The 24,496-nt window shown below is 68.6% G+C and carries 23 protein-coding genes and 1 tRNA gene; 4 read left to right on the top strand and 20 right to left on the bottom strand.

The annotated features are described in order from the left end of the window. Positions 1 to 102 precede the first annotated feature (102 nt). Positions 103 to 585 carry a GNAT family N-acetyltransferase gene (locus HD599_RS02590; protein WP_184233375.1) on the top strand — a complete coding sequence of 161 codons (483 nt, stop codon included), beginning with the start codon at positions 103 to 105 and terminating at the stop codon, positions 583 to 585. A gap of 22 nt (positions 586 to 607) precedes the next feature. Here HD599_RS02590 and HD599_RS02585 read toward each other — a convergent pair whose 3' ends face one another. The 4 genes from HD599_RS02585 to HD599_RS02570 all read right to left on the bottom strand — a co-directional run bounded on the left by HD599_RS02585 (position 608) and on the right by HD599_RS02570 (position 6,069). Continuing rightward, positions 608 to 2,068, bottom strand: a complete 1,461-nt coding sequence (locus tag HD599_RS02585; RefSeq protein ID WP_184233373.1) for an aromatic amino acid lyase — start codon at positions 2,066 to 2,068, stop codon at positions 608 to 610. Between the two features lie 2 nt (positions 2,069 to 2,070). Next, a complete protein-coding gene (locus tag HD599_RS02580) occupies positions 2,071 to 3,372 on the bottom strand; it encodes an NtaA/DmoA family FMN-dependent monooxygenase (RefSeq protein ID WP_184233371.1) in 1,302 nt (433 codons plus the stop codon). Beyond that, on the bottom strand, positions 3,372 to 4,412 hold the full coding sequence (locus tag HD599_RS02575; RefSeq protein WP_184233369.1) for a PLP-dependent cysteine synthase family protein: 1,041 nt from the start codon (positions 4,410 to 4,412) through the stop codon (positions 3,372 to 3,374). The genes HD599_RS02580 and HD599_RS02575 overlap by 1 nt, the downstream gene beginning before the upstream one ends. A gap of 73 nt (positions 4,413 to 4,485) precedes the next feature. Continuing rightward, the gene (locus tag HD599_RS02570) at positions 4,486 to 6,069 is read right to left on the bottom strand and encodes a long-chain-fatty-acid--CoA ligase (RefSeq protein WP_184233367.1); all 1,584 of its coding nucleotides are present in this window, start codon (positions 6,067 to 6,069) and stop codon (positions 4,486 to 4,488) included. Between the two features lie 231 nt (positions 6,070 to 6,300). Between HD599_RS02570 and HD599_RS02565 the strand changes: the two genes are divergently transcribed. Continuing rightward, positions 6,301 to 7,101, top strand: a complete 801-nt coding sequence (locus HD599_RS02565; protein ID WP_184233365.1) for an IclR family transcriptional regulator — start codon at positions 6,301 to 6,303, stop codon at positions 7,099 to 7,101. On the opposite strand, the gene HD599_RS02560 is transcribed toward HD599_RS02565, so the two are convergent. The 15 genes from HD599_RS02560 to HD599_RS02490 all read right to left on the bottom strand — a co-directional run bounded on the left by HD599_RS02560 (position 7,046) and on the right by HD599_RS02490 (position 21,397). Next, positions 7,046 to 8,263 (bottom strand): MFS transporter, encoded by a 1,218-nt coding sequence (locus tag HD599_RS02560; protein ID WP_184233363.1) that lies wholly within the window; start codon positions 8,261 to 8,263, stop codon positions 7,046 to 7,048. The two genes, HD599_RS02565 and HD599_RS02560, sit on opposite strands and share 56 nt — an antisense overlap. Next, the gene (locus HD599_RS02555; protein WP_184233361.1) at positions 8,256 to 9,134 is read right to left on the bottom strand and encodes an alpha/beta fold hydrolase; all 879 of its coding nucleotides are present in this window, start codon (positions 9,132 to 9,134) and stop codon (positions 8,256 to 8,258) included. The genes HD599_RS02560 and HD599_RS02555 overlap by 8 nt, the downstream gene beginning before the upstream one ends. Next, entirely contained in the window at positions 9,134 to 9,838 is a 705-nt protein-coding gene (locus HD599_RS02550; RefSeq protein WP_184233359.1) for an SDR family oxidoreductase, read from the bottom strand. Before HD599_RS02550 ends, HD599_RS02555 begins: the two co-directional genes overlap by 1 nt. Further along, the gene (locus HD599_RS02545; protein ID WP_184233357.1) at positions 9,835 to 10,461 is read right to left on the bottom strand and encodes an isochorismatase family protein; all 627 of its coding nucleotides are present in this window, start codon (positions 10,459 to 10,461) and stop codon (positions 9,835 to 9,837) included. The genes HD599_RS02550 and HD599_RS02545 overlap by 4 nt, the downstream gene beginning before the upstream one ends. Further along, on the bottom strand, positions 10,458 to 10,760 hold the full coding sequence (locus HD599_RS02540) for a Dabb family protein (protein ID WP_184233355.1): 303 nt from the start codon (positions 10,758 to 10,760) through the stop codon (positions 10,458 to 10,460). The genes HD599_RS02545 and HD599_RS02540 overlap by 4 nt, the downstream gene beginning before the upstream one ends. 13 nt (positions 10,761 to 10,773) lie before the next feature. Next, positions 10,774 to 11,517, bottom strand: a complete 744-nt coding sequence (locus tag HD599_RS02535; protein WP_184233353.1) for a maleate cis-trans isomerase family protein — start codon at positions 11,515 to 11,517, stop codon at positions 10,774 to 10,776. A gap of 27 nt (positions 11,518 to 11,544) precedes the next feature. Continuing rightward, positions 11,545 to 13,404 carry an FAD-dependent monooxygenase gene (locus HD599_RS18255; protein ID WP_184233351.1) on the bottom strand — a complete coding sequence of 620 codons (1,860 nt, stop codon included), beginning with the start codon at positions 13,402 to 13,404 and terminating at the stop codon, positions 11,545 to 11,547. Positions 13,405 to 13,461: 57 nt separating this feature from the next. Further along, the gene (locus tag HD599_RS02525; RefSeq protein ID WP_184233349.1) at positions 13,462 to 14,238 is read right to left on the bottom strand and encodes an SDR family oxidoreductase; all 777 of its coding nucleotides are present in this window, start codon (positions 14,236 to 14,238) and stop codon (positions 13,462 to 13,464) included. Further along, complete coding sequence (locus HD599_RS02520) at positions 14,235 to 15,044, bottom strand: SDR family oxidoreductase (RefSeq protein WP_184233347.1); 810 nt, start codon at positions 15,042 to 15,044, stop codon at positions 14,235 to 14,237. The genes HD599_RS02525 and HD599_RS02520 overlap by 4 nt, the downstream gene beginning before the upstream one ends. Continuing rightward, complete coding sequence (locus tag HD599_RS02515) at positions 15,041 to 16,207, bottom strand: ABC transporter substrate-binding protein (protein WP_184233345.1); 1,167 nt, start codon at positions 16,205 to 16,207, stop codon at positions 15,041 to 15,043. The genes HD599_RS02520 and HD599_RS02515 overlap by 4 nt, the downstream gene beginning before the upstream one ends. Positions 16,208 to 16,286: 79 nt before the next feature. Next, positions 16,287 to 17,006 (bottom strand): ABC transporter ATP-binding protein, encoded by a 720-nt coding sequence (locus tag HD599_RS02510; protein ID WP_221420423.1) that lies wholly within the window; start codon positions 17,004 to 17,006, stop codon positions 16,287 to 16,289. Further along, entirely contained in the window at positions 17,003 to 17,776 is a 774-nt protein-coding gene (locus HD599_RS02505) for an ABC transporter ATP-binding protein (RefSeq protein WP_184233343.1), read from the bottom strand. Before HD599_RS02505 ends, HD599_RS02510 begins: the two co-directional genes overlap by 4 nt. Beyond that, a complete protein-coding gene (locus HD599_RS02500) occupies positions 17,773 to 18,804 on the bottom strand; it encodes an ABC transporter permease subunit (protein ID WP_184233341.1) in 1,032 nt (343 codons plus the stop codon). The genes HD599_RS02505 and HD599_RS02500 overlap by 4 nt, the downstream gene beginning before the upstream one ends. After that, the gene (locus HD599_RS02495) at positions 18,801 to 19,670 is read right to left on the bottom strand and encodes an ABC transporter permease subunit (RefSeq protein WP_184233339.1); all 870 of its coding nucleotides are present in this window, start codon (positions 19,668 to 19,670) and stop codon (positions 18,801 to 18,803) included. Before HD599_RS02495 ends, HD599_RS02500 begins: the two co-directional genes overlap by 4 nt. Next, complete coding sequence (locus HD599_RS02490) at positions 19,667 to 21,397, bottom strand: carbon-nitrogen hydrolase family protein (protein WP_184233337.1); 1,731 nt, start codon at positions 21,395 to 21,397, stop codon at positions 19,667 to 19,669. The genes HD599_RS02495 and HD599_RS02490 overlap by 4 nt, the downstream gene beginning before the upstream one ends. 381 nt (positions 21,398 to 21,778) lie before the next feature. Between HD599_RS02490 and HD599_RS02485 the strand changes: the two genes are divergently transcribed. Next, entirely contained in the window at positions 21,779 to 22,933 is a 1,155-nt protein-coding gene (locus HD599_RS02485) for a thiolase family protein (RefSeq protein ID WP_184233335.1), read from the top strand. A gap of 105 nt (positions 22,934 to 23,038) precedes the next feature. Here the strand turns inward: HD599_RS02485 and HD599_RS02480 are convergent, their stop codons facing one another. Further along, positions 23,039 to 24,067, bottom strand: coding sequence for a hypothetical protein (locus HD599_RS02480; RefSeq protein ID WP_184233333.1), 1,029 nt, complete (start codon positions 24,065 to 24,067; stop codon positions 23,039 to 23,041). Positions 24,068 to 24,205: 138 nt separating this feature from the next. On the opposite strand from HD599_RS02480, the gene HD599_RS02475 reads away from it, so the two are divergent. Then, a tRNA-Met gene (locus tag HD599_RS02475) sits at positions 24,206 to 24,279 on the top strand. Positions 24,280 to 24,496 lie beyond the last annotated feature (217 nt).

Below are 24,496 nucleotides of genomic sequence, written 5' to 3'. Positions count from 1 at the left end.
CTGTCGAGCGGGCGAAAAGCGCGATTCGTCCTGTCGGGCGAGGATGACGGTGTGTGAACCCCCGCGTTGGCGCGACACCGCAGCGGCGACTACCGTCGTCTCGTGCCTCACCAGTTCCTCTACACCCGCTACGACGACCCTCGCGCCCGTCCGCTCTTAGACGAGCTCGCGCGCGAATACGACGACCGTTACGGCACCAACGACGGCATCCCGTCGTCCGTGGAACTCACCCGCTACCCCGCCGAACTTTTCGCGCCCGAGACCGGCGGCACGTTCTTCCTGGTCGTGCGCGACGGCGAGGTCGTCGCCGGCGGCGCTTTCAAGCGAACGGATGACGCGACCGCCGAGATCAAGCGGGTGTGGACGTCATCGCTGCACCGCCGGCAGGGTCTCGCCCGCATCGTGATGGCGGAACTCGAACGGGAAGCGGCATCCCGCGGCTACCGCGAGGTCGCGCTCACCACCGGCGCGCGCCAGCCCGAGGCCGTCGCGCTCTACCTGAGCCTGGGCTACGAGCCGCAGTTCGACCTCGACGGCGACTACGAGGCGGTCGGGTACCTGGCGTTCCGCAAGGAGCTGGCCTAGGAGCGACAGTGCTTCGACAGGCTCAGCGGCCGAACGACACCAGCCGCGACAGCACCGCGCTCACGCGGTCCGCCAGCGGCGACTCGAACCGCAGCGACTCGCCCACATCCGCGACGACCGGTGCGAGCAGCTCCCCCGCGTCCGCCTCCCCGACCTCGATCAGCTCGACCGCGCACGCGGCTTCGATCGCGAGAATGGAGCCGAGCAGCTCGACCGAGCGTTCGAGCGCCTGCAGCGCGAGCACCGCGTTCGACGAGTGGTCCTCGACGCCCTCCGAGAGCGACGATCCCGACAGCGTGACCGCACCGGCGAGGTGGCGGATCTCGCTGAGCTCCGCCGCCGCCGAATACCAGAGCAGCCCGGGAACGACCGCCGAGCCCGACCGCCGCAGCGCCACCCCGAGCGTCGACAGCTGCGAGATGCGGCGCTCGCTCATCGCGGCGACGTGACCGACGACGACGCGCAGGTTCTCGAGCGCGAGGGCGAGTTCGAGGGCGAAGAAGTTGCCGCCCGACACCAGCGACTGCGATGCGACGTCGACGAGCGGGTTCTCGGTGCGCGAGTTGAGTTCCAGCTCCAGTGCCTGCGACAGCCGCGCGATCGCGACCCCGAACGACCCGTGCACCTGCGGTACCGAGCGGAACGAGATCGCGTCCTGGGTCGAGGTGACCCCGGCGGCGAGCGACGACGACGCGAGCAGCGACCGGATGCGCCCGGCCGATACCGCCTGCGGGCCGACCGCGTGAGCGGCCTGTATCCGCTCGTCGAACGGCGAGAGGTTGCCGCCGGCCCCGTGTCCCGCGAGCGCGACGAGCGAGAGGGCGACGGTGAGGTCGGCAGCTCTGGCCAGGCCGCGCAGGTCGTCGAGCACGAGCGACGCGACGCCGATGCTGTAGCTGTTGGCGCTGAGCGCGGCGATCGCCTCGTGCGGCTGCAGCGTGACGGGCTCGAGCCCCACGGCGGCGAGGGCGTCGGCACCCGGCACCACGGCGCCGTCGACGAACGCGAACCCGGTACCGGTGGCGACGGCCGCGATCGCGGCGAGCTGGGTCAGGTCCGCGGCGCCGACCGAACCGGTGCGGGGCACCAGCGGGTACACGTCGCGGTTGAGCAGCTCGCGGTACTGCGCCGCGAGCGCGACGGTGACGCCCGCGCCCCCGCGGCTGAACCCGGCCAGCCGCGCGAAGATCACGGCGCGCGTCTGCTCGAACGACAGCGGCGCACCGATGCCCCCGCCGCTGTTGCGGATCGTGCGGCGCTGGTACTCCTCGAGCGTGTCGTTCGACACGACGACGTTGCGCCCGGCGCCGAGTTCGGTGTTGAGCCCGTAGACCGGGAGGCCCGCGGCCAGCACGTCCTCCACGACGTCCCGCGACGCCTGCAGGTCGCGCTCGAGGATCGAGGCGAACCCGACGCGGGCCGCCTCCCGGGAGACGGCGACGACATCGGCCGTGGTGATCGCTTGGCGAGAGAGTATGGGCACGGCTAGAAGTCTGCCAGGTTGGCGCGCAGCCCTCCGTCGCCGAGCTCCTCGCGCAGCAGTCCGCGGCGGCGCAGCGCGGGAACCAGCGGGTCGAGCGTACGGTGCACGTGCGCGGGGTGCACCTGCCCGGTGAAGAGGAATCCGTCGCCGCCCACCTCGTCGGCCAGCGAGCCGAGGTGGTCGGCGATCTGGTCGGCCGTGCCGATGACCGCGAGACCGTCTTTGTTGGCGCGCGCCTGCAGGATCTCGCGCAGCGTCGACCCGGACGGCGCCGATCTCACGAAGTTGTCGAGCGTGCCCTGGTTGGAGTTCGTCGTCAGTTCGGGCAGCGGCTCGTCGAGGTCGAATTTCTTGAAGTCCACGCCCGAGAGGTACGAGACCCCCTGCAGCGCCTCGTCGATCGCGGCCTGCGTCAGTTCGGCGCGGCGCGCCCGCACGGCGGCGCTCTCCTCGTCGTTCGCGGTCACGATCGGGTTGACCACGAACAGCACCGTGATGTCGTCGGGGTTGCGGCCGGCCGCGGCCGCGACATCCCGAATCGACGAACGGTAGGCCGCCATGCGCTGGGGGGTAGAAGCCAGCTGCAGGATGACGTCGGAATTGTTGCCGGCGAATTGCTGCCCGCGTCCCGAGGCTCCGGCCTGCACCATGACGGGTTCGCTCGCGAGCGGCGCCGTGTTGAGCGGCCCGCGCACCTGGAAGAACTCGCCCTTGTGGTCGATGGTGTGTACCTTCTCGAAGTCGGCGAACACCCCGCGCTCGGTGTCCTCGAGAATCGCGTCGGCGTCCCACGACCGCCAGAGCTTGCGCACCACATCGACCCATTCCTGTGCGCGGTCGTAGCGCAGGTCGTGCTCGATCTGCTTGTCGAGGCCGTAGTTCTGGGCGGCGATGTCGCTGCCGCTCGTCACGACGTTGAAGCCGAGCCGGCCGTCGGCGAAGTGCTGCAGGGTCGCGAGCAGGCGGGCCGCGGTGAACGGCTCGTAGAAGCTGGCGCTGAGCGTGGGCACGATTCCGAGCTTGGATGTCGCGGCCAGCAGATACGGCACGAGGGGAAGCGGATCGTGCTTGGGTACGAACCGCGCGTCCCGGAGGTTGACCTCGGCGGTGCCGCCGTACGTGTCGGGCACGGTCACGCCGTCTTCGATGATGAAGAGGTCGAGGCCCGCCGCCTCGAAGACGCGCGCGGCGTCCTGGTAGACGGCCGGCTTCTTCCAGTCGTAGCCGACGCCGTAGGTCGGGTCGCCCCAGCCCTGCACGCCGAAGCCCGCGCCGAGGAACCATCCGAAGTGCTGCAGTGCCATCAGTCGCCCGATCCGTCGGCGAAACCGTCGGCGTTGACGCCCACGGTGTCGAGCCAGTTGTCGTTGAATGCCTTGCTCAGGTAGTTGCCGCCGCCGTCGGGGGCGATCACCACGATCACCGAGCCGGCGGGGGCGGTACGCCCCACCTGCAGTGCCGCGGCGACCGCGAGTCCCGACGACGGGCCGAGGAGCAGCGACTCCTCGACCGCGAGTCGGCGCACGGTGTCGTAGACGACGGCGTCGGGGATCGTCAAAATCTCGTCCGTGACGGTCTTGTCGAAGATCGAGGGCCAGTTCTCTTCGGGCCAGCGCGTTCCGACGCCGTCGACGATGATCGTGCTCGCCGGTTCGCCGCCGTAGGTCGATCCGACCGGGTTCGCGCCGACGACGCGCACGGCTCCGCCGCTGATGCTCTTGAGGAACCGGCCGGTGCCGGTGACGGTGCCGCCCGTGCCGATGCCGGCGACGAAGTGCGTCACCGTGGCGTCGGTCTGCTCCCAGATCTCGGGGCCGGTGGTGGCGAAGTGCGCGGCCGGGTTCGCCTCGTTGACGTACTGCGACGAGCGCCAGGCATTCGGGATCTCGGCCGCGATGCGGTCGGCGATGGCCCGCGCGTTCTGCGGGTTCTCTGGGCCCGCCTCCCAGTCGGCCTCGATCAGCTCGGCACCGTACGCGGTCAGCAGCGCACGCTTCTCGGCCGAGATGAACGCGCTGTGGATGATGATGACGGGGTGTCCGGTGAGGCGACCGACGAGGGCGAGGCCGATTCCGGTGTTGCCGGAGCTCGATTCCACGATCGTGGCGCCGGGCTTGAGCGAGCCGTCGGCCTCGGCGGTGCGGATCAGGTTGAGTGCGATCCGGTCTTTCGACGATCCTCCGGGGTTACGGCTCTCCAGCTTCACCAGTACCCGACAGTCCAACCCGGCCGCGAGGTTGTGCAACTCGACGATCGGGGTGTTTCCGATGAGGTCGGTCACGGAGGAAAGGATGCCGGCATTGCCTGCCTGGCGCACCCCTCTGGCGTCTCCGATAATGGTCATCCGACGACACTAAGGCGCGCCATTCCCGACGCGAACTCGTGTGTCGATTCGTGACGCTCCGTGACATCCGGCGTCACACTTGCGCGGGCGACTCCACATTTTCGCTCTCGGCAGTCTCGTACTTCGCCACGAGTTCGCGCTTGAGCACCTTGCCGCTCGGGCCGAGGGGCAGGCTCTCGACGATCTCGACGCGACGCGGATATTTGTAGGCGGCGACCTTCTCCTTCGTCCACTCGACGAGGGCCTGCGGTTCGACCGTCGCGTCTCCGGAGAGCACGACGCACGCCATGACCTCCTGGCCGTGGACCTCGTGGGCCACACCGAAAACCGCGACGCTCGCGACATCCGGGTGCCTGCTGATGACTTCTTCGACCTCGCGGGGGTACACGTTATAGCCGTTGCGCAGGATCATGTCTTTTTTGCGGTCGACGATCCACAGGTAGCCGTCGGCGTCCTTGGTGCCGAGGTCGCCGGTGCGGAACCAACCGTCGACGACCGCCTTGTCCGACTCGTCGTCGCGGTTGAGGTAGCCGCTCATCAGGTTGTGGCCGCGGATGACGATCTCGCCGAGTTCGTCGACGGGCAGCAGTTCGATCGACTCCTCGAGGTCGGACTTGGCGATCTCGACGTCGACGCCCCAGATGGCCTGCCCGATGCTGCCGGCGCGCGGCTCGCGGCCGACGTGGTTGAAGCTCGCGACCGGCGAGGTCTCGGTGAGGCCGTAGCCCTCGTAGATCTCGACGCCGAATTCCTCTTTGAAGCGCTCGATCACCGCGACGGGCAGCGACGCACCGCCGGAGACGGCGTAGCGCAGCTTCGGGCGCTCGTCGGTGTGCTTCGCGGCCTCGAGCAGCGCGATGTACATCGTGGGCACACCCATGATGACGGTGCACTCGCTGTCGATGAGTGCGCGCAGGGCGACATCGCCGGTGAAGCGGGGAAGCAGCACGAGCTTGGCGCCCACGCGGAAGCCGGTGTTGAGCGTGCAGGTCTGGCCGAAGGTGTGGAAGAGCGGCAGGCAGCCGAGGATCGTGTCGTCGCTGCGCAGGTCGAAGGTGTTCAGCAGCAGGGTGTTCGCCTGTTCGACGAGCGAGAAGTGGCTGCCCTCGGCACCCTTGGGGCGGCCGGTGGTGCCGCTCGTGTAGAGGATCGTCGCGGTGTCGAGCGGCGAGCGGGGCACGTAGGTGTCGATGGGCTCGGCGTCGGCGGCGAGCGCCTCGAGCTGTGGGATGCCCTCGGACGGTTCGGGCGAGAGTACGGAGAATACGGGCACGCCCGCCTGCACGGCACCCCAGGCGCCCTGCTCGAGCAGCGGGGCCGCGCAGACCAGGATGCGCGAGCCGGAGTCGCGCAGAACGAACTCGATCTCGTCGGCTTTGAGCAGCGCGTGCACCGGCACGACGATCGCGCCGAGGCTGAGGATCGCGTAGTAGACGCGGGGGAAGTCGGCGACGTTCGGAACGAGCATGGCGACCGCGTGGCCGGGGCCGACGCCGCGAGCCCGGAGTCCGCCCGCGTATGCGCGCGTCTCGTCCCAGAGCCGGGAGTAGCTGATCTCTTCCCCGCCGACCTCGATCGCGATCGCGTCGGGCGTGCGCTCGGCCGATTCCTTGAGGATGGCAGCCACGGAAAGCGTCTGATAGGCCGGGTTCGTCATGGTTCTCCTGTCGACAGTGACGCAGATTCGCATCCCCCGCTTTGCACGCTACGCTGCCGCGATAAGCAGGGTCAACTCGATCATTGTTTTCGTTCTCTGCCTATTCGGAGCGGCGCGATGGTCGGAGTGCCCGGTCGCGCGTGTCACGGCGTCTGGCGAGCACGATCCCAGCTAATTGCATAATATATAAATCATGTTCTCACTCTCGCTGCCTCGGAAAGAGGCGCGCCCATGACGGCCGCGGACGAACCCACCCTGCCGAAAAAGGTGCCGGGCGCCGAGAGCAGCCGCAAACTCCTGCAGTTGTTGCTGAGTTTCACCGTCAGCACCCCGACCTGGACCGTGGCGGATCTCAGTGCGAACCTCGATATGCCGCAGTCGATGGTCTACCGCTACGTCGGTCTGCTGCGCGAGGTCGGGCTGCTCGATTCCGCCGGCGGCAAGAGCTACCGCGTCACCGACCTCGCCCAGAGCCTCGCCGAGGCGGCGAGCGTCGCCCGCGCACCCCTCGCCGAGGTGGCTCTGCCGTTTATGACCGCGGTGCGCGACGAGATCGACGAGACGGTCCTGGTCAGCCGCCGCAGCGGGTGGTACAGCTATTGCGTCGAGCGGGTCGAGTCCCGCCAGCCGGTGCGCCTGCAGTTCGAGCGTGGACAGGCGATGTCGCTGCACTCCGGCTCGATGTCGCGGCTGCTGCTCGCCTCGATGAACGAGAACGACCGCGAATCCTACTTCTCCCGGTTCTCCGATGTGATCGACAGAGACCGGATGCCGCGGCTGAGCAACGAGGCCCTTCAGGAGATCAGCGACCGGGGCTTCACCGAGAGCTTCGAAGAGGTCGACGAGGGAATCTGGGGTGTCGCCGCTGCCATCACGGTGGGAGGCGACGTCATCGCGACCGTCGGCACGGCCGCACCGATCTACCGGGTCGACGAGACGCAGCGCGCTCGTACGACGGAATTGATCATCGAGGCCGCTAAGCAGATCTCGCGGGCGATGGCGGAAGAGAGCTCGCCGGGCCGGTCCCGCTGAGCCCACCCTCCAGCCGTGAAGCGGCATACGCCACGATCGCGGCGGCGACCGCGCAGGTCGCCGCCGCGACCCAGCCGACCCCGAGGCCGGAGTGCGACACCAGCGCGCCGAAGAGGAGCGGACCGACGGCTCCGCCCGCGTAGGCACCGCCCTGTACGAGCCCCGTGGCAGACGCGGTGAACGCGCCGGCGCGCTGGGCGATCGTGTAGTGCACGAGCCCGTTCCAGCCCCAGCCGGCACCGAACGCGAGTACGCATCCGGCGATGAAGACCGGCCCGCTGCCGAAGGCGATTCCGCCGAGACCCAGTGCACCGAGGAACAGCATGAGCGCGACCGTGCTCATCGTGCCTCCGATGCCGCGGTCGGCCGCGATGCCGACGGCGATACGCACGACGATGCCGGCCACGCTCGCCGCGCCCACGATGTACCCTGCCTCGGCCGGCCCGAACCCGCGTTCGCTGGCGGTGGCGACGGTGAAACCGCCCACGACGTTCGCCTGGGCGACCCCGAGAAAACCGGAGACGGCCATCAGCGAGAAGTAGCGACGCAGCGGGCCCGTGATTCCGGCCTGCCCCTTCGCCGCCTTCGCGCGGACGGGGAGTCTCGGAACGGCGATCAGGATGGTGGCCAGCGCGGCAATGCAGAGAGCGGCGCCCACGACGAAGGTGGCCCGCCACCCGAACGTCAGTGCGAGCAGGGGAACGGCGAGCCCGGCGCACAGGGTCGAGATCGGGATCGCGGCCTGCTTCACGCCGAACGCCGCACCGGTCCGACCGGCGGGAACGGCCGCGAGGATGAGCGCGTTCGATGGCGGGTGGCCGAATCCGTTGGCCGCACCCGCGAGAACCATCCATCCCGCGAACCAGTGCCACGACGGCGACAAGAGAGCGACTCCGACCATCGCCACGAGCGCGAGCGACACGGCGAGCGCGAGCGTCGGCCGCACGCCCCACACCTCGGCCACCCGGCCGGCGCGGGCCGAGAAGAGGGACGATGACGCCCAGAACACCGCGATGACGATGCCGAGAATGGCGGCGGTGAGCCCCAGGTCCGCCGTCGCCTGCACGGACAGACTCCCGGCGAGAAACACGGGAAGCACCCCGCACACGGTGGTGGCGACGGCGATCGCGATGGCGAACGGCGCCGACGGAGTCCTATTCACTCGCGCGAACCGCGACCGGGACGCCGGTGAGACCGGAGACGAACCCGGCGACCGCGTCGGCCACGACCGTCTCGTATCCGCCGTACCAGTGGTCGCTGCCATCGATCGGGCCACCGACCGCCGGAGCGTCGATCTGCGCGAGCAGACCGCTCCAGGCCGCGTTGCGGTCCTCGGTCTCACCCCACATCATCAGCACGGGCGAGGAGTCGCGGTTGACGGCGTCGAGCCAGAGTCCTTCCGGCTGCGCGGCACGCTCGAGCAACGACCGAGCCGAAATCGCCCAATACCAGGAGGGCAACGCGATGATCTCGTCGGGACGGCCAGTGTCGACGAGCGCACGGGCGTGCGTCAAGGCCGCCTCGAGTTCGCCGTCGCCGGGGTACCACCAGCCCAGCGCGGTGGTGTTGGTGAAGAGCGGGGAGAGCAGGACACGGCCGGCGACGGGGTCGCCGGTGACGCCGTACTCCCCCGCGTAGTACCCGCCGGAGGAGTGGCCGCAGACGACGATCAATTCGTATCCCTCCCCGCGGAGGAAGGAGATAGCGGCGGCGATGTCGACCTTGCCGTCGTCGAGCCGCTCGTACATGCCGCCGGCGACGGGTCGGTCCCCCCGGTCGGTGTTGTAGGCGAGATCGTGGCAGCGCATGTTGAGCGAGAGGTGCGCGACCGTGGGCAGCATCTCCGGCAGGAATCTGGCCTGCACGCCGAGCATGTTCGCGCCCTTGCCGTGCAGATGCAGCAGGACGGTCCGCGATTCCCGAGCGGGGTAGTGCAGAGCGTCGAGGACCCACCCGTCGGCGGTCTCGATCGTGACGAGCTCCGTCGAGATACGCGCGAGTCCCGGGGTCTTGGGGCGGGGGATGACGGCCATCAGTGCAACACCGTCCCGCCGTCGACAACGAGCGTCTGACCGGTGATGGACGACGCTCCCGCGGAGGCGAGGAACATGACACTGCTGACGACATCGGCGGTGGCGATATCCCGGTCGAGCGCGCGCGTGGCACGGAATGCCGCGGACCGCTCGGCGCCCCACATTTCCTGCTGCGCGGGTGTGGTGACGAGCCCCGGTGCGACCGCGTTCACGCGCACACCGTCGGGACCGAGGGCGAGTGCGAGCGCCTTGACCATTCCGATGACGCCGGCCTTCGCGGCGGCGTACGACGCCATCTGCGGGTGCCCCTTGAGCGCGACCGCGGATGAGACGGCGACGACGGACCCGACCGCCGCACGCAGGCCGTGGCGGAGAGTGTGGACGGCGTAGTACGTGGAGTTGAGGTTGATGTCGATCTGCGACGCCCACACCCGCGGGGTGAGGTCGTCGAAGGCGAGCAACGGCCACGCGCCGACCGCGGTGATGAGCACGTCGACCCGAACGATCGTGCCCAGCACCGCGACGGCATCCGCGTCGGTCAGATCGACGACGTGGCCGGTCGCACCGGAATCCGCCGCGATCTGCATCACGTCGGGGTTCCGGTCGACAAGATGGACTTCGCTCCCTGCGGCGAGGTACTCCGCGGCGAGCGCGCGACCGATGTCGCCCGCTCCCCCGGTGATGACGACGACGTGTCGGGTCACGCCGACCGCGCCCCGTCGAGATAGTCGGTGACGGCGGCGAGGGAGACGACCTCGCCGATCTTCGCCTGGATGTCGAAGAGGTTCGCCTCGTGCGGTCCGGGCAGGCGGTCGCCGACGGCCTCGCGCACGACGACGGGTACAAAACCCGATTGCATCGCATCGGTCGCGGTCGCCCTGATACAGCCGCTCGTGCTGAGACCGGCGATGAGCAGGGTGTCGATCCCGAGAGCGGTCAGCGTCGCGGCCAGAGAGGTACCAGCGAATGCGCTCGGGTACTGCTTGGTGACGACGGTCTCCCCGTCGATCGGCTCGAGTCCCTCGATGTAGCCCGAGAACGGGCTCTCGGGATCGAGCCACCTGAGCGCGGGCACCTTGCGGCGGAAGATGCCGCCGTCGGCGGGCCCGATCACGACACGCGTGATCAGCACCGGGATCCCCGCGGCACGCGCGACGGCGAGCAGGTCGCGCATCGCGGCAGCCGCGTCCTCGACGCCCGCGTAGAGCGGGCACTCCGGGTTGACGTACGCCTCCGCGGGATCGACCAGCACGAGGGCGGGTCGTGTGCCGAACGGCAGGCGCCCGGCGAATCCCGCTGCTTCGTAGTCTGCGGCGTCGTCCGTCATGCCAGCGGTCCGTCGATCTGGACGAACGACTTCGAGGCGAGCACGGGCGCGATGCGCTCCTGGATCACGGCGACGTGCGCCGGGTGGGCGCCGTAGCCCCGCCAGGATTCCTCGCTGTCGAAGGTCATCGCGAAGACGAGCGCCGCGTTTCCGTCCTTCAGCCCGAGGTCGAAGTGCACGTCGGCCTTCTCCAGTCCCGGCACGACTCCGACGAGGGCCTCGAGCCCGTCGCGGATCGACTCCCGGTCGGCGAGAGTCGAGGTCTCCACGAGGGTCAGCATTCCCATGTGTACGGTCATTTCCGGTGTCTCCTTAGTGCTCGGCCAGCAGCGAGCCGAAGCCCTCGATCTGGTCGTCGATTCCATTGGTTCGGTAGGCGTGCCAGACGGTCGCCGTGTTGATCGCGAGTACGGGCTTGCCGAGCTCGACCTCCATCTCCGCGGCCACGATCGAGGCGGGCAGATTGGTCCCGGCCTGGATCAGCAGGTCGACGTCGGGTCCGTCGACGGCACGGAAGGCCGCCTTGATCTCCTCGGGGGTGACGTCGCCGATCGAGGTGGCGGTGTCGCACTTGAGGCCGTGGATCGCCGCGACCTCGTAGCCCATCTGGGTGAAGAAGTCGACGACCTGCTGGTCGCCGACCGGCTGGTACGGAGTGATCACGCCGATGCGCTTCGCACCGTACGCGTCGAGCGCCGCCCTGCAGGCGGCGGCTCCGGTCGTGACTTCGAGGCCGGAGAGGTCGTTCATCCATTTCGTGAATTCGGCGGCGCCCTCTTTGCCTCCCCAGAACGTTTCGGCCGACATCCCCATCACGAGGTAGTCGGGCTTTGCCGTCATGACGCCCTTCACCGCGGCGCCGATCTCTTCGCGCAGGCTCTCGAGGAATGCGACGAACGATGCGTCGTCGTCGAGCACGGGGTTGGGGATGAAGATGCGACCGGTGTGCCACGAGACGCCGGGCACGCGCATCCAGTTGAACTCGGCCTCGACCACGGTGTTGGTCGAGGGCAGGATGAGCCCGAACTGGGCCCGGGGGGAGGAAATGCTAACCATGGGGGTGTCCTTGCGATTCGAGGGTGGTCAGTTGCCGGCCAGAAGGGCGGCGGGTGTTGCGACCCGGCCGCCCGCGATGACGAGCCGCACTCCGGCGAGCATGAGCTCCTGCAGGCTCGCGAGTTCGACGCCGGGCGGTGTCACGAGCACGAGCGGCACCTGTGGCACCGCCTGGTGCACGGCGTGCAGGTCGGCGAGATCGGTGATTCCGACGAGGCCGAGCAGATCGGCCCCGGCTGCCACGTACTCGGCGCCGCGCTCGATCGCCGCGACGACCGGGTCGTCGGCGAAAGGACCGGTGGTCGCGAGCACGAGGATGTCGCGGCGAGTGGCATGGGCGGCAGCGACCGCCGCGGCGACGACGCCGATCGGAGTGTCACCGTGGTCGGCGAGCTCCACCGCGGCGGCATCGGACCGCTCGAGTGCCACGGTCGCCGAGGCGACTGCCGCGGCATCCGTGATCTCATCGCCGACACCGACGATGACGGGAGCCACGCTCGCGGCAGTGACGGTGTGCAACGGGTCGGCGAGCAGTTGCGCGTGGTGCGGCTCCAGATAGGCGACGGATGCCGCGGCCGGCGCGTCGAGGACGGCCCCGGTGATCGCCCCCTCACGGATCAGATCGGAGAGGCGGCGTCCGGCCGGGAGCTGCCCCGCGGGGCGCACCGGAGTCAGACCACGCGTCATGCGGCGCTTGGAGACCTCGAACGAGGCGATCATCGAGCTGCCGCGGAGGTAGGCGCGCAGGCGCACCGGGTCGGCGGCGATGTCGGCCATCTCCGACTTGCGACCGGTGCGCTGGGCGGCATCCCGCTCGCGCATCTCGTCGTAGTTCTTCTGCGTGGTCTGCTGGACGTCGCCGGCCGCCGCGTCCCGGCGCACGGTCGCGTAGGTCTCCACGGCGCGGGCGGGGTCTCCCCCGTCGAGGGCGTAGCGGATCGCCTGGACGGCGGCGTGCGCGTCGTGGATGCCGCTGTTCATGCCCATGCCGCCGAGGGGGTTGTTGATGTGGGCGGCGTCGCCGGCCAGCAGCACGCGGCCAAGGCCGAAGGTGGCGGCGAGGCGCTGGTGCACCTTGTAGATCGTGCTGTGCGCGATGTCGTACGGCTCGTCGAGGGCGATCACGCCCTGCAGGCGCTCCTGCACGCGCGCGGGGTCCAGCGCTTGCGCGTCGGTCTCGTCCTGCTCGATGGGGAACAGCACGCGCCAATGCTTGGGAGTGCGCAACAGCACTCCCCAGTCGTCGGGGTCGTAGATGTAGCTGACGTAGGCCAGGTCGTCGAAGTCCTCGAGGAAGTCGTGCGTGGTCGACGCGACCAGGAAGCGCTCCGGGTAGGTGACGCCCTCGAACGCGATGCCGAGCGAGTTGCGGACGCGGGAACCGGCGCCGTCGGCGGCGAGGACCCAGTCGGCGGTGTACGACGGCTCACGGCCGTCGCCGGGGAGGAAGACATAGGCTTTGTCGCGGCCCATCTCGACGCGTTCGACCGGGGCGTTGTAGCGCAGCGTGACGTGCGGCATCGTCTCGAGGTGGCGTCTGATGATGCGGGTGACGTTGCCCTGCTCGTTCTGGATGCGGAACGGGAAACGGGTGTCCTCAGCGAGTGCTTCCATGTCGAGGTGGGCGATCAGCTCGCGGCTGTGGCCGCGGTACTGGAAGCCCGGCGCCTTGAGCCCGGTCGCGATCAGCTCGTCGGCGACGCCCAGCTCGTCGAGGATCTCGAGGCTCGGCGGGTGGAACGTGGATGCCCGCGACTCGGTCGAGAGGTCGTCGCCCGCTTCGAGCACGGTGACCGGGATCCCGGCGAGAGCGAGGGACAACGCGGCGGTCATGCCCACCGGGCCCATGCCCGCGATGACGATGGTTGGCTGCGAATCGCTGGTCACGATGGCACCTTCTAACTTGTGGTTCGGAGTGGTTGACGAGGCCCGGAAATATCCGGGTCAGCCGTGGACGGAGATGTCGGGGAAGCCGTCGAGCGGCATGCCGGCGACGGAGAGCTGGCCGGCGTCGACCGGCAGGATGTGCCCGGTGATCATCGACGCGTCGGCGGAGAGCAGGAAAGCGATCGCGTCGGCGACGTCGGACGGGTCGGCCATCGTGCGGAGCGGCACTCGCAGCGTGAGACCGTCCTCACCCTGGGTCTGACGCATGAACTCGGTGAGCGGGGTGCGCACCAGCCCGGGGGCGACCGCGTTCACTCGGATACCGTGCTGCCCGAGTTCGCCGGCCATGGCGCGGGTGAGCGCCACGATCGCGCCCTTCGACGCGTGGTAGTGCGAGCCGAGCCCGGCCACGTGGCCGAAGGCGACGGTCGATGCGACGGTCACGATAGCGCCGCCCTTCCCGTTCGCGATCATCGCCTGGGCCGCGGCGCGTGATGCCATCGCGGTGCCGAGCACATTGATCATGAGGGTGGCCGTCCACGCCTCGATACTGGAGTCGACGAACGGCTCCTTCACCGAGATGCCGGCGCAGGCGACGAGTCCGGTAAGGCCGTCGGCCGCGATCTCGTCGACCGCGGCGACGAGCGCGACGGTGTCGGAGGCGTCGACGGTGGCCCAGTGGCCACGGAGCCCGTCGGGAAGCGCGTGCCACCAGTCGATGCCGTCTGCCGATGTACGGTCGAGCACCGAGACGCGCGACCCGGTCGCTGCGAGCAGCTGGGCCGTGCCGGCCCCGATGCCCGAGGCTCCTCCGGTGACGAGGACGTGGTTCACGAGGTGCTCCTAGCGAGGTGGGGGATGTCGCGGCTGTCGATCGGGGAGGGCTCGTAGCCCGCGAGCGGGGCTCCCGCCGACGCGACCTGCCCGCCCTCGACGGGCAGCACGTGGCCGGTCGTGAAGCCGGCTGCCGACGACAACAGCCACGCGGCGGCGGCCGCGAGCTCGTCCGGCTCGGCGAGCCGGCCGGCCGGCGCCCGTCGGCCGAGTCGCTCCTCGCCCTGTGCGCCGCGCTGGCCCACGGTCATCGGGGTGCGTACGACGCCGGGAGCGATCGCGTTCACCCGGATGCCGTACTTGGCGAGGTCGCCCGCGAGCGACCAGGTCACGCCGAGCACTGCGGCCTTGGAGGCGTGGTACGCGACGCCGAGACCGGCCACGTAACCGATTCCCGCCGTCGAGGCTACGGTCACGATGCTGCCGGGACGGTCGCCCGCCACGAGGTGACGGGCGACCGCCTGCACCGCGGCGAGTGTGCCGCCGAGGTTGATCGACATGGTGCGGGTGAATTCCTCCGTCGTCACGTCGAGCACGTTCTCGCGGGATGCGACGCCGGCGCAGGTGACGAGGCCGTCGATGGGTACCGCGCCGATCTCGTCGATCGCGGCTGCCACCGCCTTTTCGTCAGCTATGTCGACGACGACCCAGGCTCCGCGCGACGACTCGTCGAGGGCTGCCCACCACGGGCAGTTCTCGGGAGCGGTGCGGTCGAGGACGGATACTCGCTGGCCGGTGGCGGCCAGGCGGAGCGCCAGGGATTCTCCGATCCCCGACGCCCCTCCCGTGATGACGGTGTGGGTCACTTGGGGTCGACGCTCAGCGACTCGTCGGTGACGTAGGCACCGTCTTCGTAGTGGCCCAGGGTCACGCCGAACGAGAGGTTGCCCTCTTCGGTGCCCTCGTGAACACCGCAGATACCCTCGGACGACGGCAGCTCCTGCAGCGCGGTCTTCAGCGCCTCGGGGTCGGTGCCGGCCGTCGTGAGCGCGTCGGCGAGCAGGTTCATGCCGTCGTAGGCGATGGCGGCGTACTCGGTGGGAGCCTCGCCGTACTCTGCCTCGTAGTCGGCCGACCAGGCGGCGAGGTCGTTGTCGACCGCCGCGGACGGCACGCACTGGTTGCGGTTGTAGATCGTGTCGAAGCCGTCGTAGTTCAGCTGGGCGTACGTGCCGCCCTGCAGACCGGCGATGAACGTGGGCAGCTTGACGCCCGCGGTCGCGAGAGCGTTGGCGACCACGATGTAGTCGGCCTGCTGGCCGTACACGAACAGCATGTCGGCGTCGGAGCCGCGCAGGTTGTTGGCCTGCGTGGCGAGGTCGACGTCGCCCGACTGGAAGATCTCCTCGTCGACGACCTCGATGCCGAGGTCCTCCGCGGTTTCGTTGACGATCTCGGACGCGCCCGTTCCGAGCTCTCCGCTCTCGCGCAGCAGGGCGATCTTCTCGACGCCGAGGGTCTCGGCGGCGAACTCGACGGCGGCGGTCGTGGTGATCGCGTCGCTCGCGGTCATCGAGAAGGCGTAGTCGCTGCCCGCGGCGAGCTTCGAGTTGGTGCCACCCATGATCACGGGGATTCCGGTGCGGTCGACCTGGGTCATAACCGCGAAGCCCTGGGTGGAGACGGGGAAGCCGATGACGGCGGCCGGGTTCTCGCTGGTGATGCGGTTGAAGGCGTTGAGCGCCGACGCGTCGTCCGCGCCGCTGTCCTCCTGCACGAGCACGATGTTCGCGCCGTCGATGCCGCCGTCGGCGTTGATGGCCGCGACGGCCATCTCGAGGCCCTGTGACATCGGGAGGCCGAGAACGGCCGATCCTCCGGTCGTCGGCAGTGCGACGCCGATGGTGATGTCGGCCTTGGGTCCGTCGTCGTCACCGCTGGCCGCGGGGGCCGACGAGCAACCGGCGAGCGCGACGAGCGCGGTGGCCGCGGCGAAGAACGCCACGGTCTTTCGGGTGGTGAATGCCATTGGGATTCCTTCTGATCGTGCGGTGATGAGGTGCATGGGAGGGTGGAGCTTGGGTCTGCGGCGCGGGTCGGGCGGCGGCTTAAGACCCCAGATACGCCCTCCTTACTTCTTGGTTGTCTTGCAGGTCGTCGGCGGAGCCCTCCGCCACGATGCGTCCCGTTTCCATGACGTATCCGCGGTCGGAGGCGCTCAACGCGAGACGGGCGTTCTGCTCGACGAGCAGCACGGACAGTCCGTGATCACGGCTGTACCGGCTGATGAGTTGCACCACTTCCGTGGCGAGTTTGGGTGAGAGTCCGAGTGACGGCTCGTCGAGCAACAGCAGGCGCGGTTTGGCGATGAGCGCTCGGCCCATCGCGAGCATCTGCTGTTCGCCGCCGCTGAGCGTCCACGACAGGCTGTCTTTGCGCTCGTCGAGACGGGGGAAGATTCCGTAGATCTCACGGATCAGCTCTTTGAGAGCGTGGCCGCGAAGGTTGCTGGCGGATGCCGCGACGTCGAGGTTCTCCGCGACGGTCAGAGCGGCGAACACCTTGCGCCCCTCGGGCACGAGGTTCATGCCGTGCCGTGCCAGCCAGTCGGTGCGGCGCTTGGCCGTCGGCTCCCCCGCGAACGTCACGCTGCCGCCGCTCGGTTTGACGAGTCCGACGATGCCCTTGAGGGTCGTCGACTTGCCGGCGCCGTTCGCTCCGATCAGGGTCACGACTTCGCCCTCGGCGACGTGCAGGTTGATGCCGCGAACGGCGGCGGCCGCGCCGTAGCTGAGTACGAGATCGTTGATCTCGAGGATGTTCGTCATTTGTCGTCCTCACTGGCTCCGAGGTAGGCGCGGAGCACTTCGGGGTGCTCGCGCACCTCGGCCGGGGTGCCCTCGGCGATGATGTTGCCGTTGTCGAGAACGGTGACCTGGCTCGCGACCGAGGAGACGAACTCCATGTTGTGTTCGACCACGAGGATCGACAGGTCGGGACGGGCGACGCGGGTGACGAGCTCGGCGAGGCGGGCAGTCTCCGTGTCGTTGAGTCCGGCGGCGGGCTCGTCGAGCAGCAGGAGGTTCGGACCGAGCGCGAGGGCTCGGGCGATCTCGACGAGACGGCGGTGGCCGTAGGGCAGGGTGCCTGCCTCGCGGTTCGCCTCGCTCTCGATGCCCGCGAGGGTGAGGAGTTCGAGCGCCTGTTCGCGCATCCGCTTCTCGGCTGCGCGGTACTTGGGGGCGAGGGCGATCGCTGCGAGCAGTCCGTAGCCGCGCGAGTGGTGCATGGCGACCATCACGTTCTCGAGCACGGTCATGTCGTCGAAGAGACGCAGGGTCTGGAAGGTGCGGCTGATGCCGCGACGGGCGGCGCCGACGGGATCCTTGCCCTTGATGACACGGTCGGCGAGCGTGATGCTGCCGTCGTCCCAGCGGTCGACGGCCGAGACGCAGTTGATCAGTGTCGATTTGCCGCTGCCGTTGGGACCGATGAGCGCGCGGGTCTGGCCGAGCGGGACCGTGAAGCTCACCGCGTTGAGCGCGGTGACTCCGCCGAATCGGCGTGTGAGGCCGTCGATGACGAGTGCCTGGGTCATGACTGTGCTCCGCTTCGAATGCGAGTGGCGACTTGTACGGGGAGGGAGACGATGAGTTTCAGGAAGTTCCAGATGCCGCCGGGGGCGAAGGCCACCATCACGAGCAGGAGGATGCCGTAGATCAGCAGGTAGTACTCCTGAACCGGCCGCAGGATCTCGGGGAGGAAGGTGAGCAGGACGGCTCCGATCGCGGCGCCCCACGGGCTCGACGCTCCCCCGACGACGACCATGGCGAGGATCGTGACCGAGAGGCCGAGGTCGTAGGTGCCGGGGCTGACATAGGTGATGAACCCGGCGTTGAGTGCTCCGGCGAGCCCGGCGAACACGGCGCCGACGACGAACGCGAGCACCTTCACCGAGCTGAGCGAGACGCCCATGGACGACGCTGCCACGTCGCTGTCGCGCACGGCCTGCATGGCACGGCCGAACGACGAGTTGCGGATGCGGGTGACCACGAAGATCGAGAGCACCGCGAGGATTCCGATGAACACGGCCCAGTCGGGCACCGTTCGCAGTTCGAAACCGGCGACCACGGGGGCGACGATGTTGCGGATGCCGTTGGCGCCGCCGGTGAGCCACGTCCAGTTGACGAGGATCAGACCGACGACCTGGCCGAAGCCGAGGGTGGCGAGGGCGAGGTAGTTGCCGCGGAGCCGCAGTGACGGGATGCCGAGACCGAGACCGACGAGCCCGCTCAGGATGACGCCGATGACCAGGGCGAGCCCGAACTCGAATCCGAGCTTTGTGACGAGGAGCCCCACCACGTAGCCGCCGATGGCGTAGAAGCCGGCCTGGCCGAGCGAGACTTGGCCGCTGAGCCCGAAGGTCACGTAGAGACCTACGGCCGCGATGATCATGATCTCCGCGTTCACGGCGACCTGCAGCCAGTAGTTGTTGTCGATGCCGAACGCGACGCCGAGGGCGACGGCGATCAACAGGGGCCACACCAGCCAGGATCCGATGGTGGCGAGCCGGGATGCGCCGGGCACGGGCCGGGTCGCCGTCGGCTCAATGGTCGTCGTTGTCACAGTTTCTCCCCCACTTTCGCCCCGAAGATTCCCTGTGGTCTCACGATCAGGAACGCGATCATGAGACCGAAGGCGATGAGGTCTTTGCTGTCTGTGCCGATGAACGTTCCGGCGAGGTTCTCGACGACGCCGAGACCGACGGCCGCGATCGCCGCTCCGGGCAGGTTGCCGAAGCCACCGATCACGCAGGCGGCGAAGGCCTTGAGCGCGATGAGCGCGCCGAGGTGGACGGTCACCGAGAACATCGGAGCGACGAGGATTCCCGCGGCGCCGGCGAGGCCGGTGCTGATCGCGAAGGCGATGATCACGAGGCGGCCGGTGCGGATGCCCATCAGCTGGGCCGTGTCGGGGTCGACCGAGGTCGCCTCGAGCTGGCGGCCGAGGCGCGTCTTCGTGAGCACGTAGTGCAGTGCGACGATCAGGGCCACCGATACGACGATCAGGAACAGCGATACAGTGCTGACCCGCGATCCGAGGAAGTCGATCGACACGTTCGGCACCAGCGACGGCAGCGTGCGGGGGTTGGGGCCCCAGATCAGCTGTGCCGCCTGGGCGAGGATGATGCCCACCGCCACCGTCGAGATGATGAGCGAGGCGTGCGACTTGTTGCGCAACGGCCGGTAAGTGACGCGTTCCATCAGTACTCCGAGCAGGGCCGCGGCACCGACTCCGAGTAGTGCTGCCGCGACGAGCGGGATTCCGGCGACCCCGGCCACCGTCGACGCTACGAACGCGCCGAGCATGACGAACTCCGCCTGCGCGAAGTTGAGCACGCTCGAGACCCGGTAGGTCAGGAGGAAGCTGACCGCGAGCAGGGCATAGATGCCGCCGATCGCGAGTCCGCTGACGAGGGGCTGGATGATCACGCGTTCACCACCGATTCGAGGAAGGAGTCGTACAGAGCCGGGTTGCGCGTGCCGACGGGGTCGAGGTGGAAGCCTTGGACCTTGCTGTGCGCGTCGGTGAGGTCGAGCTCGTAGAAGATGTTCTCTTCGAAGCCGGTACGCGACCAGATGGCGGTCGGGTAGCGCATCAGAGCAACAGGCTGACCGGGAATGAAACGGTCGGCGACGACGATCTGGCTGCCGATTCCGGCCGGGTTGTCGGTGCGGGACGTGGACACGAGGTGGGTGCGGTTTTCCTCGGTGCGCTCGGTGGCCGCTTGGGTCGCGGCCTCGACGCGGTCCCAACTCGTGGGGTGCGCGATGACCTCGGCACCGCGCAGGGTGAGGATGCGCGCCATCTCCGGCAGCCAGATCTCGTTGCCGATCATGAGGCCGATCGACCCGACGGGGGTCTCGGCCACCACGAATTCGTCGCCGGCGGTCGCCCATGCACGCTCGGCCTCCGACAGGTGCGCCTTGCGGTACTTCGCGGCGATCTCTCCCCCGCCGGAGACCAGGTAGGCGGTGGAGAAGTAGGCGTCGCCGTCGGCCTCGACGAGGTTCACGACGACCCACAGGCCCGCCTCGGCCGCGGCAGCGGTGATGGTGGCGAGCACCGTTTCCGAGAGGGCGGCTGCGGCTGCGACATCCGCCTCGACCTCGCCCGGGGCGAAGCAGAAGAGTTCTGGCAGAACGCCGAGCTGTGCACCGCGGCCAGCGGCGTAGGTGATCTGGCCGACGGCCCGGCTGATGGTCCACGACTGGGCGTGGTACCAGGAGACCTGCAGCGTCGCGACCTTCAGCGGCCGGGAGGGCGCGCCGTCGGCGACCGGTCCGTAGTCGACCGCGTGCGCCTCGACAGGGGCCACCAGCTCGGCGTAGAGGTCGGGACGGCGGAAGTCGTCGAGCAAACCGATGTCGGCCAGGTTCTTGGGAAACGAGGTGGCCGGGGTGATGTCGGCCCAGACGAGACCCTCGTCGGTTTCTCCCGCGTTCGCGAGGATGTCGCCGAGCGGGCTGATGACCTGGGAACCGCCCGTCCACGGGTAGCCGTCGGCGGGCCCGCCCACGGTGTTGGATGCGACGTGCCACACGTGGTTCTCGATGGCCCGCAGCGGTTCGTGCACCCGCATCTCGTCGGGTCCCCGCGAGTTGAGCGAATTGCAGAGGATCTCGGCGCCCTTGAGCGCGAGCACGCGGGGCACCTCGGGGACGATTCCGTCGGCGCACATGAGCAGGCCGAGGCGGCCGATCTCGGTGTCGATCACTTCGAGCTGCTTCGTACCCGGGGTGAACAGCGTGTACTCGTAGTCCCAGAAGACCGTCTTGTGGTGCACGTGGAGGATGTCGCCCGTCGGACCGACGAGCACCTGGGCGATGTTGACGTGCGGGGCTGTCTCGGCGCGCAGGTCAACGCCGACGACGACGAAGATGCCGAGCGCAGCGGCCTCGGCACGGATACCGGAGACGAACGCCCCGTCGATGGTCTCGCTCTTCGCGAAGCAGTCGTCGCGGTCGGCGAAGGTGCGGACGCGGTTGGAGTTCTCAGGGGTGACGAGGAGTCGGGCTCCCGCCGCAGCGGCCTCCCGCATGTAGCCGACGACCGTCTGCAGGTTCGCGTCGACGTCTTCGCCGGAGAAGAACTGCGCGGTGGCCACACGTACGGAACCGGGTGCCGGGGAGTCGGCGGAAGAAGAGGCTGTCAGCATTCTCAAACTTTCCATATTGTGTAAATCAGATTCTCATTTTGAGATATTGAGAGCGTAGACAGCGCTTATTCCAAGCGTCAAACCGTCTCCGGTTTTCGCAAAACCGCCGTAATTTGACCGAAACATGGCGTTGTGCCGAACCGGACGTACGCGCACTGCCGATCTGACGACAGGAATCCGCGGGATTCCGCGGCTGATTCGACACTTGTCGACTAACTGACTCCGATCCGGACGGCGAACACGGATGCGCGGAGCACGTCGAGCGCGATTTCGGAGCGCCTCGGAGCCCGCCAGAATTTACGCGGCCGAAATCTTGGGCCGGCCGAAATGACAGGCTCTCGCATAATTTCGGCCGGGATGGCGCGGGGCTAGAGTGCTCACATGACGACCGCAGTCATCGTTGACGCACTCCGCACACCGTCCGGCCGGGGCAAGCCCGGAGGGCGGCTCGCCCACTGGCACCCGGTCGACCTGCTCGCGCACACCCTGTCCGAGTTGGTCGCGCGCACCGGCATCGACCCGGGCGCGGTCGACGACGTGATCGCCGGGTGTCTTTCCCAGATCGGCACGCAGTCGGTGAACGTCGCGCGCAACGCGGTGCTCGCCGCGGGCTTCCCCGAGTCGGTACCCGCGACCACGGTCGACCGGCAGTGCGGCTCGAGCCAGCAGGCGGCGGCCTTCGCTGCCCAGGGCGTGATCGCCGGAGCCTACGACGTCGTGATCGCCTGCGGAGTGGAGCTGATGAGCAGCCATCCGATCGGCGCCGCGACGCTCGGTGCCGACCCGTACGGGCCACGCGTCGCCGACCGCTACCCGCAGGGGCTGGTCGGCCAGGGCGTCTCGGCCGAACTTATCGCGGCGAAGTGGGCGCTGAGTCGTGAGCAGCTCGACGCCTACGCGGCGCGGTCGCACCGGCTCGCGTCATCCGCCGATTTCACCGATGAAGTGATCGCCGTCGACGGTCGCACCGACGACGAGACCCTGCGCCCCGGGACGACCACCGAGTCGCTCGCGGCGCTGAAGCCGGCGTTCGAGGATGCCGCGACGGCGCGACGGTTCCCGGAGATCGACTGGCGCATCACGGCAGGCAACTCGTCGCCGCTCACCGACGGCGCCTCGGCGGTGCTGATCATGAGCGAGCAGCGCGCGGAGCAGCTGGGCCTGCGTGCCCGGGCGCGCTTCCACAGTTTCGCGGTGACCGGGTCCGACCCGATCGAGATGCTGATGGGCGTGGTCCCGGCGACGCGCAAGGTGCTCGACCGCGCGGGCCTGACGATCGACGACATCGACACGTTCGAGGTGAACGAGGCCTTCGCGTCGGTGCCGCTCGCCTGGCAGGCCGAGGTGGGAGCCGACCCCGAGCGCGTGAATCCGCGCGGCGGGGCGATCGCCCTCGGCCATGCCCTCGGCTCGAGCGGCACGCGCCTGCTCACCACGATGCTCGGCACCCTCGAGCAGACCGGCGGGCGCCTCGGCCTCCAGGTCATGTGCGAGGGCGGCGGAATGGCGAACGCAACGCTCATCGAGCGCCTCTAGTGGTGTGACGACGCTGAGCGACGTTGCGCTCGCGGAGGTTTGTGTCGGGCGCGCGGTGTTTTGTGGCGCACGCGGTCGTTCGTGCGGGCGCGTGCGCGACAAAGCTCAGCGCGCCTCGATGGGGTGGTCGGCGAGAAACGTCTTCGCACGGCCGAGCTGACGCACATGCAGCGGAAGGAGCACGGCGTACAGGACGATGACGACTCCAATCATCGCGATAACAAACCACGGCGACCCTCCGCCGATTATCGCCGGACTCTGCATCAGAACGAGCGCTGGGAAGATCAGTGCCGTCTGCAACACCAATACCGGCTGATAGTCGATGAAAATGCGGGCGTAGCGAGCAGCAATCGCCGTCTCTCGGTCGTCGAGATCCGTGACTGTGGAGCCGATGACAGCCTTCGCCACTCTCCTTTGAGTCGCGGTATCCCCGTGGAATATCGCGCGGTAGCGCTCGGTCGCGGGCCAGTACCGGATGAACGCCGCTATTGACCCGCCGATGAAACCGAATCCCAGGCCGAGAAGCACCGGCCACAACCACCCGCCGTCGTCACCGTCGTCGATGACCAGGTTGAGCCCCGAGAGGATGACGCTGCTCACGACGAAGGTGATGAGCGTCGTCGTGACGATCCCACGGTATCCAGGAGGCGGGGAGGCCTCGGCTGAATATTCCATCTGGCGGAGGGCGGTGAAAGCCAGTGCATTGCGCCGCCTCGCCCATTCACCGAATCCGATGGCTCCGCAGAAAAGCAACAGCGCCCCGGCAATCGATGCTGCCACGACCAGTCCTGCACGCCCGGTCACCGCAGTCACGACGATAAGGACGAGACTGGCGAGGACAACAATTGAAGCCACGACGATCACCGTCCTCGGCATTCGGCGCTGGCCGTCGCGCTGCCACGGGTCGTCGGCGTGCACTGCGAGGAGCACTGCGCCGATCACAGGCGCCAAGCCGAGCGCGAGCAGCGCGATTCCCGCCATGAAGGCCCAGCCGGATCTCGCGTCCGGAAGTTCTTGCGCGATGAGAAAAGCCACGCCCGTGCTGCCGATCGTTATCGCGAATACGACGAAGATCAAAGCCGCGGCCTTCCAGATCGCGCTACGAAGTCGGGCGGAAGAGGCCGGTGTTGACATGGATGCCACTCAACACGGTTTACTCACGACCCGCTAGAGCTTGAGCGATTCTCAGCGGCAATGTTTCGCGAGGTCACACGAGGTAGCCGCGGGTAACATCCGCGATTGCCGGCCGGGTGCGACCTACGCTGGATCTATCGCGGCGTGCCCAAGTGGTCAAAGGGAACGGACTCATAACCCGTCATTCGCAGGTTCGAATCCTGCCGTCGCGTCGAGAAAGCGCCGGAGTCGGCTGCTTTGCACACGCAGGATGAGCGGACCCACCACCACACAGGCCACTCCCGCGACGACTCCTATGATCCGGATGACCGCCATCATTCCGTTCGACGCAGGGAGCGACAGTTCCAGCGCGATGGCGCCGAGCCCCAGCGGCACGATAAAACCCGCCTGGTAGGGCTGGAAGTCGAGGTAGCGCGATGCGTACTGTCG

The sequence above is a fragment of the Conyzicola lurida genome, assembly GCF_014204935.1.
In the GTDB taxonomy this organism is placed as follows: Bacteria; Actinomycetota; Actinomycetes; order Actinomycetales; family Microbacteriaceae; genus Conyzicola; species Conyzicola lurida.
Note: the sequence above shows the minus strand (reverse complement) of the source record. Positions and strands in the feature narration are given on the sequence as shown.

Bases quoted from the DNA above. Each gene is read 5' to 3' on its own strand.
- HD599_RS02580 (WP_184233371.1), bottom strand. From the start codon at position 3,372: ATGGCACTGCAGCACTTCGGATGGTTCCTCGGCGCGGGCTTCGGCGTG.
- HD599_RS02575 (WP_184233369.1), bottom strand. From the start codon at position 4,412: ATGACCATTATCGGAGACGCCAGAGGGGTGCGCCAGGCAGGCAATGCC.
- HD599_RS02570 (WP_184233367.1), bottom strand. From the start codon at position 6,069: ATGACGAACCCGGCCTATCAGACGCTTTCCGTGGCTGCCATCCTCAAG.
- HD599_RS02565 (WP_184233365.1), top strand. From the start codon at position 6,301: ATGACGGCCGCGGACGAACCCACCCTGCCGAAAAAGGTGCCGGGCGCC.
- HD599_RS02555 (WP_184233361.1), bottom strand. From the start codon at position 9,134: ATGGCCGTCATCCCCCGCCCCAAGACCCCGGGACTCGCGCGTATCTCG.
- HD599_RS02545 (WP_184233357.1), bottom strand. From the start codon at position 10,461: ATGACGGACGACGCCGCAGACTACGAAGCAGCGGGATTCGCCGGGCGC.
- HD599_RS02540 (WP_184233355.1), bottom strand. From the start codon at position 10,760: ATGACCGTACACATGGGAATGCTGACCCTCGTGGAGACCTCGACTCTC.
- HD599_RS02535 (WP_184233353.1), bottom strand. From the start codon at position 11,517: ATGGTTAGCATTTCCTCCCCCCGGGCCCAGTTCGGGCTCATCCTGCCC.
- HD599_RS02515 (WP_184233345.1), bottom strand. From the start codon at position 16,207: ATGGCATTCACCACCCGAAAGACCGTGGCGTTCTTCGCCGCGGCCACC.
- HD599_RS02510 (WP_221420423.1), bottom strand. From the start codon at position 17,006: ATGACGAACATCCTCGAGATCAACGATCTCGTACTCAGCTACGGCGCG.
- HD599_RS02505 (WP_184233343.1), bottom strand. From the start codon at position 17,776: ATGACCCAGGCACTCGTCATCGACGGCCTCACACGCCGATTCGGCGGA.
- HD599_RS02490 (WP_184233337.1), bottom strand. From the start codon at position 21,397: ATGCTGACAGCCTCTTCTTCCGCCGACTCCCCGGCACCCGGTTCCGTA.
- HD599_RS02485 (WP_184233335.1), top strand. From the start codon at position 21,779: ATGACGACCGCAGTCATCGTTGACGCACTCCGCACACCGTCCGGCCGG.
- HD599_RS02480 (WP_184233333.1), bottom strand. From the start codon at position 24,067: ATGTCAACACCGGCCTCTTCCGCCCGACTTCGTAGCGCGATCTGGAAG.